Raw genomic sequence first — 14,418 nt, forward strand, 5'->3', positions numbered from 1 at the left:
CCATCTGGCCGACGCGATCAAATACGCGCCGAAAGTCGGTTGACACTTTGTTGACACATTAGGGATAGCTAAGAGAATCAAGCCAAGGAAGGAACCGCTAAGTGCTTGATTTCTGGTACCGGTGGTCGGACTCGAACCGACAAGGGCTTGCACCCGGCGGATTTTGAATCCGTTTTTCGACACTCTAGGCCGCGCTTGCTACGGGCACTTGTCGATAAATCAACCTGAGGTGTGATGGTATTCACCTGACAGTCTATGGGAGTGATCATACACTCAAAATCAGGTGGCCAGATTCACTATGCCACTACACGAACAAGGAAAGGCGACGAGAGCATGGCAGTGATTGGTATCGACGTCAGCAAGCAGAAGCTCAATTGTGCCTGGCTGCGCGATGTGGCCACCGGCAAGGTCAAAACACGAGTATTTGCTAACCGCCGGCAAGATTTCCCCCGCTTGCTGGAGTGGCTTGAGCACCAGACCGGCGAACCGCGTGATCGGCTGCACATTCTGATGGAAGCGACTGGCATTTATCACGAAACACTCGCCTATTGGTTGCATGCCGCTGGCATCCAGGTCTATGTCCTCAATCCTGCCCAAGTACGCGACTTCTCCCGCAGTCTGGGAGTACGCGGCAAAACGGACAAGAAGGACAGTGTGGTGCTGGCACGGTATGGTGCGACTCAACAGTCTGGACATTGGCAGCCAGAGCCCGAGGAAGTGCGCAAGCTCAAGGCCCTGGTGGCGCGACTCGATGCCCTGGACAAAGACATCCGCCGTGAGCGAAACTGGCGTGAGAAAGCCGAGTTCTCCATGGCAACCGATATCCTGCGCTCAATCGATGACATCCTGCTAGCATTGACGCGCGAGCGGGATCGTCTCCAACAGCAGATCGATGATCATCTCGACCAGCACCCTGGCTTGAAGCAGGATCGCGCCTTGCTGCAGACGATCCCCGGCATTGGCCTTGCGGTATCACTCCGACTGTTGGCGATGCTATGTAGCCGCGCTTTCGAGAGCGCCCGGCAGGTTGCCGCATTTGCGGGGCTAGTGCCCGTCAGTTGGGAATCGGGTAGCTCCGTACGGGGGCGTCCCCGCTTGTCGAAGGCCGGCAATCCGAAGCTGCGTCAGAGCCTATACATGGCCGCCGTAGTAGGGCTGAGTCGAAATCCGGATATCTCGGCGCTCTACCAGCGGCTGACAGGAAACGGCAAGAGCAAGATGGCGGCCCTGGGGGCGGCGATGCGGAAGCGGATCCACATCGCCTACGGAGTCCTAAAGGCTCAAACCGAATATCGGCCACAAACCACCTAATGGGCAGTTTGTAGCCGGTTAGGAGAGATGGTATCTAGGAGGGTACCGCCGGATCGCCAGCACATCGATAATACTTCCGTTGAAGCGCTCGACCATGCCGCTGGTCTGTGGCCGCCCAAGTTTGATCAGACGATGCTGGTTGCCGTGCTGCTGGTACTCTTGATAGAAGGGATGGTGGCCACTGGCTTCCGTTCCACCGCCTGAGTGAAGCGATCCGTAAAGGGTCCGCCATGGACCGTCTCAACCGTGAGGCTATGCGTCGGGCTCCTCGGGTGATTGATCACCCAGGTTCCAACAGCCTACGGACACATTCATATCCAACCCATGCGTATAGCTTGGCTCATGGCTTGCTTTATGTTTACAGAGTCGAGCTTGACCATGAGTGACTTTGCATGAAATTTCACGGTCCTCTCTGAAATTCCTAATATCATTGCAATCTCGCTATATGTTTTCCCCGCGGCCACCCACTGTAAGCACTCTGCTTCTCTCTTCGTTAGACTATTATTGGACTCAAAACCTTCCAAAATAGGGCGATAATGATGGGCGACAAAACTTAAGGAGAGAATGAAGCTGTAGTTCCTACCTATAGCACCAACAAACTCTTGATCCTCTTTTTTTGTAGAAAAATGCATGGAACCAAATGCATATCCCGGTTCATGCATTGGTATGGAGAACCCTCTTTCAATGCCATAGGAAGATGACATGTTGAAAATTCCACTATCATCTACACTAAACATCTCATCCCAAAAAAATGGCTTCGGCGAACAAGCTGACATGGCTATTACAGGATCAATCTTGTGGAGGGATATTTCCTTATAATTATGAACCCACTCGCTTGGGTAATTTCCAATGATGGTTGCTTCCTTTGCTTCTCGAGGAGAACAGCCTAAATGGACATAGCTGAAGGATGAAATCCCAACCCTTTCCAACCCCGACCTTATTACAGAAACATAATCATTTTCACTTAGATTGTTTTGCATGCCATGCACCAACTCCGAAAGAACTTCTTTATTACAGCTATTGCCTGAAGTTTCATATGGGATCGGCATGATCACCTCCATGTTTTTTCACATCCTGGATTCATAGAATAACTGCAGCACTTTGGACCACACGGTAGAGGCAGGAGGGCCAGCACAGGTACCCTTCTCGACTCACCGACCAAAGTGAAGCAGAGCATGGGATACCGACAGCTGACCCAGGCCCAACGATACCAGATTCACGCCCAACGGGGTGTCGGCATGAGCCAGCGACAGATTGCCGCAGAGCTTGACATCCACAACAGTACTGTCAGCCGGGAGCTGCGCCGTAACGCCGCTCCCGATGGGTATGACCCCGAGCAGGCTCAGGCCCTCAGTGATGACCGACGGCGCACCGCCTGGAAGAGGACGAAGCGCCTGCCCTGCATGATCACCACCGTTGTCGATCGTTTGCGCGAAGAGTGGAGCCCGGAGCAAATCAACTGCTTCATGGCGCCTTTAGCGGGCATGGGGATGAGTCACCAGTGGATCTACTCCTGATCTGGGATGACAAAGTGCTCGGTGGCGACCTGCGGCAGTGCCTACGGCAGCCCAAACGGCGTAGCAAGCAGCGTGCTCAGGCCAAGAGTGCGGGGCTCGGCAAGACCCCCGACCGGGTCGGTATCGAGCACCGTCCTGCCGAGGTCGATGATCAGCTCACCATTGGCCATAGGGAGGGCGACACGGTGCTCAAAGGCCATAAGCAGTCGGGGCTGATCACGCTGGTCGAGCATCGCAGCGGCTATCTACTGGCAGCGCGGCTACCCAACATCACAGCGGAGCTGACGTAGACGGCCATGATTCAGCTGCTGAAGCCCCGTCGTGGGCGGAGCAGACCATCACCCTGGACAACTGCTCGGAGTTTGTCAGCCACGAAGGCGGTGACAGCAGCGATCTACTTCTGTGATCCCTACTGCTCCAGTCAGCGGGGGACCAACGAGAACACCAATGGTCTGATACTGCAGTATTTCCCCAAGGGGACCGATTTCCGACAGGTGACGGACGCCGAGGTGAAAGTGGTAGTCAAGAAGCTGATTGACCGCCCCAGGAAGCGGCTCGGGTATCGGACATCGGCCCAAGTGTTCCTGAGAGAATACTCAGGAGCCCTGGATATCGCAGGTGCTGCACTTCCCATGGTTGCATATTAGGGAACCACTGCACAATTCGTCACTGGGCAGTTGGTGCGCTCAGCGTGGTCAACTCAACGGCGCAGCGGTCATTTCTGGCCCGTTCGGGCTGCTGGTTTCCCCTGCCAGCCGGATAATCCGGCTGGCAGGACAGATTCAAGGCGCACTGGCCCCGTCAACTCGTCCCTCGCATCTTGTCGCCAGCACCAGGTTGGCCAATCCGAACAGGCTGAATAGCTGCGCCTGGTTCTTGGCCAACCCCTTGTAGCGCACCTTCCGGTAGCCGAAGAGGTTCTTGATGACATGAAACGGGTGCTCGACCTTGGCGCGGATGCTGGCCTTGGCCTTCTCGATCGCCAGCAGCAGCGTTTTCTTAGGCTGGGAGTTTTACTCCCAACCTATCAGGCGAAATTATCCACCACTAACAAGACGAGGGAAATGGGTTTCCTATAGAATTAACTGCTCTGCTCGGGAAAGAGAAAGAACCCTGAGCTCTACGTAGAACAGATAGATAAGAACTGGTATTACAAGGAAGATGGCAGTAATGGATTCTCTCAGCATTAGAACCGGCTCCAGAGTTTAGAAGCATAGGATTCCACCCGGACATCCTTAGCAACCGCATCATAAGGTCGTCTACTATAACCGCATATTTCGAAACCCTCCCCTGGATAGCAAACTTTAACATAGCCAGAAGCAGTACATGCATTCTAATATCAGAACGCCCCCCCCCCAAAAAATCAAAGTTCGGCGAGACAAAAAACCTCGAAGCTTCCCAGAAGTCCGCCTCATGATCTAAACTGATCACTTTCTCGCCACATGAAGAGCCATTGATCAGCCATGAAAAACAGCAGGCGGTCAGATTGGGAGAGTTGTAAGGTCTTAAACGAACGCAACCCGACACTTCATCGTGCCAAGTTGTGATGTAGATAGTAGTTGGATCATCAAACTGATCAACCTCAAAATCACCGCCATCATAAGTTCTTATATCCCACCCCCTTCTGTCTATAAAGGCCCGTTTTCTCTTTTGATATATGTCGTGCATGATATTTTTGCTGACATCACCGGATCGAAAAAATCGAACCTCAACCCCCTGAACCTTAATACTACATGGCAAAGTTATCATAGCAGCCCCCTAGTACAGACGAGTGAAAATTATGACACTAAAGCTACCCGATGAGTAAAGAAAACCTGTCCTATAGGACAGTTGTTCCTAGACTAGGTGGTCTCAATCTCCAAGCGCAACACTATAGAAAAGTGTCAGGGCCGACGACGGATTTCTGTATCACCTCGGCATAAATCTGCAAAGGAGTCCGCCAATCCTTTACGGGCTTATAGCTCCGGGGTCGACAATAGGCCAGCCTGTTCTTCCGATCGGTCAACCGGCGCTACAAGCGGGCCAGCACCATCGTGACATCGAACAAGTCATTCATGGATTGAGGCGAGATCTTCAGCGACCATTGGCGTTGACAGATTGGCTCACCACCATCGAGGGCAAGATCCTGCAGCGTGCCGTAGTGGTCCTGCTGGAACCGCTCTACGAGCACGACTTTCTCGACTGTTCGTATGGATTCCAGGCGGGACTCTCGGCACATCAGACGGTCAAGACAGTGTGGGATGGCCTCTCGTCGATGGGCTGCGACTGGGTCATTGACCTGGACATCCAAGCCTTCTTCGACACGATCGTCCACCAGCACCTGCGCGCGTTCCTGCAGTAACGAGTGAAGAACAGTGTGGTCCTCCGCATGATCGGCAAGTGGCTCAAGGATTAGTATTGGACGCCGGGCAGTGGGAGAGGGGGAAGTCCGCAAGGAGGTGTGGCTCCCAGGCCAGCAGCATGGCCAGGCCCTGCTCTGCAGCATGTCAGCTCCATCTCGTTCTCCTCCGTTTGATGGGAGGTACCAGTGTGATCAGATATTTGTCGGACGGGTAGATGGTTTTTGTGGATCGCGCACCTATTATATATCAAGACCACCATCCTTACAGATCCTGTACTCTAGAACAGGTGCGCAGCAGCTAGAGTTTTGATAATTTCACAATATAGGTTGTTGAAGCATTCAAAAGGCTCAACATACTGCTCGCAGAGGAATTCTGTTTCATATGGAATCGGGTGGCTTGAATGTGCTCGCATGGCGAAGACCTACTAAGGTTTCCATAGTGCAGAGGTTGACAAGCCCAGTGATTGTTGTGGTGCTAAAAAGCACTTTGTCTTAACACATAAACACATGCCAAGGATGGTTTATGCTTAGAGTCAGAAAGCGCCCGGCGCTAAATGATCCTAATCTATCACGTGCCAAAATGACGCCGCAAATGCTTGATTATGATCGTTTTGCGAGTCGTGCTAGTGCGCAATACCTGCCCTATATTATGAGCTTTAATCCTGCAGGCTTTCAGTCAGATGCGATTAATACGGATTCACTAGGATTCCGCTTCTCTCATGATTGCGATGGAGGCAGGATTAGTGTCGGAACGCTCAATACCTTGGGCTCATCACAGATGCCCGTCAATTTGCTGGTTGGAGGATCGCCAGCCCTTGGATATGGGTCGACTAGTGATGCAACATCTGTTGTTAGCCGACTGGCAAAGAGAGACCCTGATGGCACGCCCTGGCTGAATCTTGCAGGTCATTGCTTTAACTCGGCTCAGGAGCTATTGCTGTTTATTTTGCATTCTCACAGAATCTCAAAAATCAAACGCATCGTAATCATGGGTGGTTTCAATACGCTTGTGATGGCTCGATTGCCAGAGTTTGTACGTGGAAACTTGCCGCCTTTCTACTTTTGTGGAGAATACTACGAGAAGTTTGATGAGATCGCTGAAGAGAATGGAGGTGTCTTACCTAAGACCAGCTTGCCAAAGTGGCCTGCTGAAGTAACTTCTGTGCCTCCTGTCCAAGAGACGCTTGAGCGAGCAGTTCAAGAGATGCTTTGCCGGTTGAAAATCTGGCGCATGATTTCCTCCGCTCTTGGTGCAGAACTCACATTTGTTCTACAGCCTCTTGCAACTTGGGTGCGCGAACCATGTGCTGAAGAGAAAACTCTTTTCGACGAATTAGATGCTATATCGAAGCTGGGCACCTGGGAGAAACTCTATGGAGACATATCCGGCAAGCATGTGGCAGAGCATTACGCTGATAGCTTGTCTAAAGCTTGTGTAGAAATGAGAATTCCTTTCGGAAATCTTGTTGACGACCTGCAGAAGCGTCTATCTACCGACTGGCTGTTTGTAGATCGAGCACACTTTACAGATCATGGCAATGATGTTGTGGCGAGTGCAATCCATAATTATATCCAGTCATCATAGGACGACTTAAATGATCAAGAGAATTTTCAAGGTACTTGGCTCGATTTTTAAGCGTAAGAAGAAGGCCAAGGGAAAGAACAGCTCCTCGATATACCCGATGTACTAATGAATACTAGTCGGCAGAATTTTTCCAGGTTTTTGGGCGCTGAGGCTGGTGATGAAGTCCGGCAGATGTTCTGTGCAGTGGATATTCGTAACTGCTTGTCGCTGACGCTTGAACCAGGCTTGTCAATTTGTAACTTTGCTAATGCGGAAGTGCTAAATAGACTGGCCTGTACGTCACGAGAGCGCCTGTCGTCCTATCGAGCAAGGTTTTCGGATCTGGCAATCTCAATCAAGGATGATGAGGAGAGCGACTATGCACTCCGCTCGAAAGCGGCGTTAGATATGGCGCCGTTTCTTATCTCGAGTCAGTATCTTCTACATTCTGTTTGTGGCAATTGGAACAATGAGAGTCCTTATGCTATGTCGGCTCTAAGGATTCATGCCATTGACATTGGTGCTGGACAGCCGGGCGCGAGTCGTCTTGACCATTACTTCGAAGTACTCCGTGATCTCTCTGTGGCGGATGCAGGAATTGATTTGTTACACACTGCTGAGGATGCCAGGGTATCTGAAGGTGCCTTTAGTTTTGCAGCGAATTTGGTTGTTTTAAGCCACTTCCCTGAATCTTTGGCAGGGCAGATTCTTGGAGCAAACTTGTATTTAAGGCACTGTGGGATTTTGCCTCCCTTAGAATTAATTTCGGGGGAAAAATCCTCTGTTCGCGACTTCCTAGACCTTGGAATGAACCCTTCAAGTGGTAAAGTGGAGTTACGTCAGTATGCTGAGGATGCTGTACTGGAATATTTGGAGGAATTCGGCGAGGAGGAGGTGGGTGCTGTGTTCGATGGCTACGCTTGGGCGCGCCATCAAACTGAAGCACTGAACGAGAACCTACTCAATATTCTATCTCGCTGGTTAGATCCCAGAGAAGCCGCACGACATTTGATTTCCCGTCGCAAACCAGAAGCTTGTCTTTATCATGAGAGAACGAAACTGAACAAAATGTCCATGCAAGCTTTGCTTGCTCAGGACGATGCTTTGTCCTTCTTGGAGCACCTTGCTGCTAGCTCATTCGTTAGGGCTGGAAATCCCGCGCAAAGCCCTTTACTCAATGGTTTGATCTCATCACGTGGGAAGATGTTCCGGATATTCAGCCGAGATGACATTACAATTCTCCACCGCTGGATAGCTGGTTTACCTTACGAGAATGCCCCTCTACAGCCTGCGGCTTATCTTTTGTGGAAGGATGCAGGGGGGTTCCCCAAGGCCGCGAATATTGATAAGGCCCCCCCGGGGGATAACAGTTCGATTAGAGCTCGCCAAGCATATTCCCGCCTAATGCATACCGAAATTTCTCTTGGCGATCAAGTATACGCTCGGAAGTACATCAAAAAATGGCTGTTACGCGCTTCACGTGGTGTCGAAAAAGGGCAGTGTCCGCTCCCCCGTGAATGGACACTGGGTTGCCTTCGTGATTGGCTTCACAGCCAGCACTTGGATTCGAATAGATCCCTAGATGAGCCATACGAGATACCGTCGCGAGAAGAGGTGATTGCTGATGTTCTATCACTCGCTCCGCTTACGATGATAGATGGAGCTTGGTTGGCAGGTTTTGCGCATCCATCAATGGGCACATCTGACTCTGGATATACCCTTTTTGAAACGTTCTTTGATGAGTTGGGCAATGGTATTTACGAACAGAACCATCCAGTGATCTATCGTGAACTACTTCGGGTGATTTATGGTGAATTACCCGCCACTTCAGACCCGAGTTACGCCAATTCATATTGCTTTAAAGATAAAGACTTCGAGTTGCCGGTCTTTTGGCTTTCTATAGGGCGATACCCACAGTCCTACTGGCCAGAAATCCTTGGCCTTAACTTGGCGATGGAGCTTTCCGGAGTTGGTGGAGGTTATCGTCGAACCCATAGGGCTTTATCGGCCTATGGATATCCAACAGTTTTCGTCGATTTACACAATTCAATAGATAATATCGCTACCGGTCATTCAGCATGGGCTGTCGCTAGTATCGATGCTTATATGTCAGTTTTGACCAAGGATGATCGTGCAGTGTATTGGGAGCGTGTGTGCACAGGTTATGTTGCTCTAAACCCTCCTAAGGAGCAATCATTTATAAGAAAGGTTCGGAAAACAGTGAGTTCTATGTTATGACCAGCACCCTTGGTATATCTGCCTTTTATCACGACAGTGCAGCCTCATTGGTTGTTGATGGGAAAATTGTCGCAGCTGCCCAAGAGGAACGTTTCAGCCGTATTCGGCATGATTCGTCCTTCCCAAAGAATGCGATTTCTTTTGTTCTGGATCACGCTGGAATTCAGCTCTCGGACATAGACTGTGTGGCCTACTATGAAGACCCCGGGCTTAAGTTTAAAAGGGTCGTTTCAACGGCAGCTGTTGCGGGGTTTAGTTCTGCAATAAGATTTGCACCAATTCTCGGCGAATGGATATCGACCAAACGTCGCATGGGTCGTGAAGTAGTAAAAAATCTGAAGGACCTGGGTGATCGTGATCAAAGAATCGTAGATGTTCATGCCCATCACGCTTCGCATGCTGCTTCTGCTTTCTTTCCTAGTCCATTTGAAAGTGCAGCAGTCTTATGCATTGATAGTGTCGGAGAATGGGCAACTACAAGTATTTGGCATGGACGAAGCGATGGGATTCATCAGATTGCTGAGATATCTTTCCCACACTCTCTTGGACTTCTTTATTCAGCATTTACCTATTTCTGCGGGTTTAAGGTCGACTCGGGTGAGTACAAACTTATGGGCTTGGCTCCCTATGGGAGGCCTATATATGCTGATAAAATCCTTGGGGAATTGATTGACGTAAAACCTGATGGAAGCTTCAGGCTCGACTGGAAAAAGTTTGAGTTCATAAAAGGTGATGTGATGACTGGGACTGCATTTGAGAAGCTCTTCGGAGGGCCTCGTCGTATGCCCGAAGCACCACTTACTGAGCGAGAATTCAATTTGGCAGCCTCGATTCAGAGAGTTACTGAAATCGTGGTGTCGAGGTTGGCTATGACTGCTCGCCAACTGACTGGGGAGAAGTCACTATGCATGGCGGGAGGTGTCGCACTAAACTGCGTGGCTAACGGTATCATCTCTCGTGAGAAAACTTTCGATAGGATCTGGATTCAGCCTGCCGCAGGAGATGCAGGAGGCTCTATAGGTGCGGCGATTCTATCGGATAGAAAACATCGTGCTGTGATGTCTCGTGAATTGTCAATTGGCTCAACCGATGGAATGAGTGGAGCCCTTCTTGGGCCAGAGTATGCTGAGGAGGATATCCAGGCAGATTTGGACTGCTGTGGAGCGATCTACCACAGGCTGTCAGAAGCCGACCTAGATGAGAAGATCATAAGTAAAATATCCAGCGGTGGTGTCGTTGGATGGTTTCAGGGACGAATGGAGTTCGGACCTCGCGCTCTAGGTTCTAGGTCTATATTGGGTGATCCACGCCGTGAAGATACACAGTCAACAATGAACCTGCGTATTAAATTCCGGGAGTCATTCCGTCCTTTCGCCCCTGTGGTGCTTGCAGAAAAGGCCAACGAGTATTTCGATATTGTTGATGAAAGTCCGTACATGCTTATGGTTTCACCGGTTGCCAACAAGATACGGCGGAAGACTTCAGATGACATTTATAACCTTACGGGAATTGACCTTCTGAAGGTTGCACGTAGTGATTTGCCCGCAATTACTCATGTTGACTTTTCGGCTCGTGTTCAAACTGTAGATTCTGAACGAAATCCCCGCTTTCGTGCACTTTTAGAGAGATTTTATAAATATTCAGGATGCCCTGTCCTAGTGAACACGTCATTCAATGTTCGCGGAGAGCCTATTGTAAATACTGCATTCGAAGCATACCGTTGTTTCATGCGTACTAATATGGATGCTTTAGCCATTGGGGGGTTTTATCTTGAAAAGTCAGAGCAACCTCAATTTAAAGAGGATGTTGACTGGCGTCAGAGCATTCCATTGGATTAATGTTGCTCATAGGTCAAAAGTGTTAAAAACCAAGGAGGGTATGGTTTGAAATATCTGATGCTTGCTCTTGTTCTCCCCTTTGGGGTGATAATTAGAAAAAACAAGCGATTCTCCAACAGGCCGGATCCCAAGGCTGATTCATATCTGATTACGAAAGTGTGATTGCCATGTTTGATAACATATCTGAGGGTTCTATCTTAAAGGTTGTGGAGATAAAGAATCCTGGGCTAGAGATGCTTGAACACTTCCGTAGTAAGTTAAATCAGATGCCCCATCAAGCAGATGAGGTAGGAATGGTCGGCCAGGAGTGGCTAAGAGAAGTGCTCGATAGTGAAACATTAGATGAAGTTTGCAACTTTGTAGAAAGTGATCATAAAGCTCTTTTGCTTCGAGGGCTTCCGTTACATACGGATGTTTGCACGCCGACAAATGGTTATCTTGCAGATGAATTGTGTGTGCTCGATTTTGATTTGCTTCACTTCGGAATGCTGTACCTTTTAGGCATTCACCCACATGCTGTCGATTACGAGAATAATGGTAAGATCGTGAGGAACGTCGTACCTGTTTCTGAGGCAATAGGAACCACAAGCTCATGGGGATCTGATGTCGAGTTTTTCTGGCATACTGACAATCCAAATTGGCCATTTTTAGGAGATTCTGATGATATAACTGCTTGTGTACCTAGTTTCCTTGCCTTTACGACGGTACGAAACCAGGAGGGTGCGTCTACTGATATAGCGTGCGTAGACCACATATTGGGGAATTTGCCTAGCTGGGTGGTTTCAGAGCTTCAAAAACCATCTTATACATTTAGTGCCCCTTCTTCAAATGAGGGGCATTCTGGAGAGAAGAGAATATTTCCGCTTCTCGAGCGCTCAGAAAAAGGTTGTTGTCTCCGATTTGATGAGGGCATTGTTGAGGCCAATGATCAGGCAAGCGGGAGGGCTCTAAGAGAACTCAGTCAATTTCTTAAGAGCATCAATGGAATATCAGTTGTATTGCAGCCGGGAGATTTCTTTGTCTTCAAGAATACACAAGTCCTTCATCGGAGAAAAGCATTCCAGCCATTTGTGAATGGGGAAGCCAGGTGGCTACGCCGGGTATATGGAAGCTCATTGAAATTTGACAATAGACTTTAATTAGTCACTGGAGTGAAAAGTAATGAATAAGCGTGTTGCTGTAATCGGTGGGCGTCCTGCACCTATTTATGGAGCCAAAAAGCTTGGTATAGATGTTGTCTTGGTTCATGAAGAGGGTGCATACGAACAAGAGATAGTAGCTCACTGCGAAAAGATTGTGCATGCTGATATAACAGATGGTAATGCTGTCATTAATGCTCTTGAAGAACTGCATCTTCAGCGACCTTTTGATCGCATAATTACGACGACTGAGGTCGCTGGTGAGTCGACCGGAAAGGCTGTGGATCATTTTGGACTTGCCGGAGTATCCTACAAGACGGCTCACTTGCTAAAAGATAAGTTGGCCATGCGTGACTTACTAGCAGCTCATGATCTGAGCCCTGTGGCTTATAGTCGTGTTGATTGTAAAGAAGATGCCATTGAGTTCGTCAATCGATATGGGCGCTCTGTTCTCAAGCCTGCTGAGGGTGTTGCAAGCCTTCATATTCATCCGTGTGAAGATGAACAGTCCGTATTTTCAGCTCTTAAAGCGCTTGAAGCAGCTGGTGTTAAGAATATTATTATCGAAGAGTATCTGGAGGGGCCTGTTGTAAGTGTTGACTCTTTTTCCTTTGCCAGACAGCATATACCTATTGGTTATTCAGAATATCGCATGAATGATAGGTACGTTGAATGGGAAGTGAGTACTCCTAGCACCGCAGCAAAACCCTGGCTGAGCGAGCTAAGGTCGATGACATGTCGTTTATTGGATGTACTGGAGTTAGAAGAGGGACCTTCTCATAGTGAATTTGTGTTGACCAAGAAAGGTCCGCGGATTCTTGAATCGCATGCTCGATTAGCCGGCTCCGGTGCTCCATCACTAGTTAAAAGGGCGTTTGGTCTGGACCTAAATAGAATGTTCCTTACTGTACCGCTTGGCATTGACAACCTGCCTGAGGTTTCACCTGAGCCTATTGCCGGTGCTGCTATTCAATTCTTTGTTCCAGCACCAGGAACGGTGAAAGAAGTAAATTTAAACCTTGCGCCCGATGTGGACGTGCGCCGTACAAAAGTAGGTGAGACGCCTTTGGTATTCCTGCCTTATCTGTTCGAACTGGATGACGCCAAGAATGCTGTTGTGATACAGAAACATGAAGGTGAATACATCCCACCACTAAACACTGTAGCTGACTGCGTTTCTGGATATGTACTGGCTACAGGGGCATCTCGCGAGGATGCCGTAGCCATTGCAAACGATCTTGTAGAAGGCGTGCATTTTATCATCGAGCCACAACCATGAGCTATGTGCTTTGTTTTCATCGCTGGGCTGGTGCTCAGGCGATTTATGATAACTACCCACTTCCTTCAGGACTTATGATTCGGGCGCTTTGTACGCCCGAATCAGTGCCGTCTCTTCCTCAAGAACGTCTTGCATCTTTTTCTACCATTGATTCTATGGATGATCCGGTTGCTGTTCATAAGGAGATTGAGAGGATCATTGGTCAACATGGTATTCCCACGTTGGTCGTTGCTCTTAATGAGGGAGATTTGCTATCGGCAGCATCGGTTCGAGAGCAATATGGGCTACGAGGGGATCATAGGACATGGGCCGAGCAGTTCCGAGACAAGCTGATGATGGCTGATATCGCTTCTCGGCAAAACTCTATTAGTGTTCTACCAACTGTCGGAGTGGACTCGGTTGAGTCCATTGAGTTGATAGCCAACGAGTTTGGGTACCCTCTCGTCATCAAACCCCGATATGGCACAGCTAGTAGAGGTGTCAGAATACTTCGTTGCCCAGAAGATATCCAGGGTAAGGAGATGATATATTCAGAACCTATGATTGCGCAAGTCTATTGCTCTTCTCCTATTATACATGTCGACGGGTGGTGGGATGGACAGAGAATAGTGGTTGCTACTGCTTCAACCTATGTCAACAATTGTGCTGAGTATGGCCCGTACAGCCCGCTTGGGAGTATTGAGCTTCCTGCAGGTAGTGATGAAGATGAAATTGTAAATAGTGCGTCTGAGTTGCTAGGTGTATTTTCTCCAAAAAAAGAGATTGTTTTTCATCTTGAGTTGTTCGATACCGGCGAAGAACTGGTTTTCTTGGAGATAGGTGCACGTGTAGGCGGGGCTGAAATTCCATTCATCTGGCGAGATATTAGAGGAATAGATCTACTAGGTATAGCTTGGGAGTTACAGGTTTTTGAATCTACTAGGTATCGCGATATGGCTAGGAAAAATAGCTATGATGGTCGTCCAATTTATGGTGAGCGCGGAGCATGGCTAATTTCTCACTCGAAGTGCACAATAGATTGTGAGGTACTAAGTTTGTATTGGTCTCGTCCCGAGAATTCCCTGTCAGCAAGTGGGATTTATGAGGGAGCCAAGACCCGCCTTCGGCTCAGAAACACACAAAGGCTTGAACTGGAAAAAGACATGTGTAAGCTTATAGGAAAACTGTCTTGACCAATGCAACGGAGGAAAT

Annotated in this window: 10 protein-coding genes and 4 pseudogenes; 10 read left to right on the plus strand and 4 right to left on the minus strand. The window is 49.0% G+C overall.

Going from position 1 to position 14,418, the window contains the following annotated elements; all coding sequences use genetic code 11:
• Positions 1–333: 333 nt before the first annotated feature.
• Positions 334–1,311, plus strand: coding sequence for an IS110 family RNA-guided transposase (locus ACZ5EF_RS16660; protein WP_346061491.1), 978 nt, complete (start codon positions 334–336; stop codon positions 1,309–1,311).
• A 42-nt stretch (positions 1,312–1,353) separates the two neighbouring features.
• Here ACZ5EF_RS16660 and ACZ5EF_RS16665 read toward each other — a convergent pair.
• Positions 1,354–1,580 (minus strand): annotated as a pseudogene (locus tag ACZ5EF_RS16665) (IS481 family transposase); the annotation flags it as partial.
• A 42-nt stretch (positions 1,581–1,622) separates the two neighbouring features.
• Positions 1,623–2,360, minus strand: coding sequence for a helix-turn-helix transcriptional regulator (locus ACZ5EF_RS16670; protein WP_379729131.1), 738 nt, complete (start codon positions 2,358–2,360; stop codon positions 1,623–1,625).
• Positions 2,361–2,486: 126 nt separating this feature from the next.
• On the opposite strand from ACZ5EF_RS16670, the pseudogene ACZ5EF_RS16675 reads away from it, so the two are divergent.
• Positions 2,487–3,475: pseudogene (locus tag ACZ5EF_RS16675) on the plus strand (IS30 family transposase).
• A 135-nt stretch (positions 3,476–3,610) separates the two neighbouring features.
• On the opposite strand, the pseudogene ACZ5EF_RS16680 reads toward ACZ5EF_RS16675, so the two are convergent.
• Both ACZ5EF_RS16680 and ACZ5EF_RS16685 read right to left on the minus strand, forming a co-directional pair.
• A pseudogene (locus ACZ5EF_RS16680) lies at positions 3,611–3,808 on the minus strand (transposase); the annotation flags it as partial.
• A gap of 67 nt (positions 3,809–3,875) precedes the next feature.
• Entirely contained in the window at positions 3,876–4,577 is a 702-nt protein-coding gene (locus ACZ5EF_RS16685; protein WP_464122398.1) for an acyl-homoserine-lactone synthase, read from the minus strand.
• 230 nt (positions 4,578–4,807) lie between these two features.
• Between ACZ5EF_RS16685 and ACZ5EF_RS16690 the strand changes: the two are divergent.
• From ACZ5EF_RS16690 to ACZ5EF_RS16725, 8 genes and pseudogenes are all read left to right on the plus strand, one after another.
• Positions 4,808–4,888 (plus strand): annotated as a pseudogene (locus tag ACZ5EF_RS16690) (AAA family ATPase); the annotation flags it as partial.
• A gap of 29 nt (positions 4,889–4,917) precedes the next feature.
• Positions 4,918–5,169 (plus strand): reverse transcriptase domain-containing protein, encoded by a 252-nt coding sequence (locus ACZ5EF_RS16695; RefSeq protein ID WP_346061487.1) that lies wholly within the window; start codon positions 4,918–4,920, stop codon positions 5,167–5,169.
• Positions 5,170–5,692: 523 nt separating this feature from the next.
• Positions 5,693–6,754 carry a hypothetical protein gene (locus ACZ5EF_RS16700; protein ID WP_346061486.1) on the plus strand — a complete coding sequence of 354 codons (1,062 nt, stop codon included), beginning with the start codon at positions 5,693–5,695 and terminating at the stop codon, positions 6,752–6,754.
• 105 nt (positions 6,755–6,859) lie between these two features.
• A complete protein-coding gene (locus ACZ5EF_RS16705; RefSeq protein ID WP_346061485.1) occupies positions 6,860–8,971 on the plus strand; it encodes an iron-containing redox enzyme family protein in 2,112 nt (703 codons plus the stop codon).
• Positions 8,968–10,809: a carbamoyltransferase family protein gene (locus ACZ5EF_RS16710; protein ID WP_346061484.1), complete on the plus strand. Its 1,842-nt coding sequence runs from the start codon at positions 8,968–8,970 to the stop codon at positions 10,807–10,809. The genes ACZ5EF_RS16705 and ACZ5EF_RS16710 overlap by 4 nt, the downstream gene beginning before the upstream one ends.
• 167 nt (positions 10,810–10,976) lie before the next feature.
• Entirely contained in the window at positions 10,977–11,948 is a 972-nt protein-coding gene (locus ACZ5EF_RS16715; protein ID WP_346061483.1) for a TauD/TfdA family dioxygenase, read from the plus strand.
• Between the two features lie 22 nt (positions 11,949–11,970).
• Positions 11,971–13,227: an ATP-grasp domain-containing protein gene (locus ACZ5EF_RS16720; RefSeq protein WP_346061482.1), complete on the plus strand. Its 1,257-nt coding sequence runs from the start codon at positions 11,971–11,973 to the stop codon at positions 13,225–13,227.
• Entirely contained in the window at positions 13,224–14,399 is a 1,176-nt protein-coding gene (locus ACZ5EF_RS16725) for an ATP-grasp domain-containing protein (RefSeq protein WP_346061481.1), read from the plus strand. Before ACZ5EF_RS16720 ends, ACZ5EF_RS16725 begins: the two co-directional genes overlap by 4 nt.
• Positions 14,400–14,418: the final 19 nt, after the last annotated feature.

Source organism: Bisbaumannia salifodinae (genome assembly GCF_055388505.1).

Coding starts and splice junctions, on each gene's coding strand:
- ACZ5EF_RS16670 (WP_379729131.1), bottom strand. CDS start 2,360: ATGCCGATCCCATATGAAACTTCAGGCAATAGCTGTAATAAAGAAGTT.
- ACZ5EF_RS16700 (WP_346061486.1), top strand. CDS start 5,693: ATGCTTAGAGTCAGAAAGCGCCCGGCGCTAAATGATCCTAATCTATCA.
- ACZ5EF_RS16715 (WP_346061483.1), top strand. CDS start 10,977: ATGTTTGATAACATATCTGAGGGTTCTATCTTAAAGGTTGTGGAGATA.
- ACZ5EF_RS16660 (WP_346061491.1), top strand. CDS start 334: ATGGCAGTGATTGGTATCGACGTCAGCAAGCAGAAGCTCAATTGTGCC.
- ACZ5EF_RS16705 (WP_346061485.1), top strand. CDS start 6,860: ATGAATACTAGTCGGCAGAATTTTTCCAGGTTTTTGGGCGCTGAGGCT.
- ACZ5EF_RS16720 (WP_346061482.1), top strand. CDS start 11,971: ATGAATAAGCGTGTTGCTGTAATCGGTGGGCGTCCTGCACCTATTTAT.
- ACZ5EF_RS16710 (WP_346061484.1), top strand. CDS start 8,968: ATGACCAGCACCCTTGGTATATCTGCCTTTTATCACGACAGTGCAGCC.
- ACZ5EF_RS16685 (WP_464122398.1), bottom strand. CDS start 4,577: ATGATAACTTTGCCATGTAGTATTAAGGTTCAGGGGGTTGAGGTTCGA.
- ACZ5EF_RS16725 (WP_346061481.1), top strand. CDS start 13,224: ATGAGCTATGTGCTTTGTTTTCATCGCTGGGCTGGTGCTCAGGCGATT.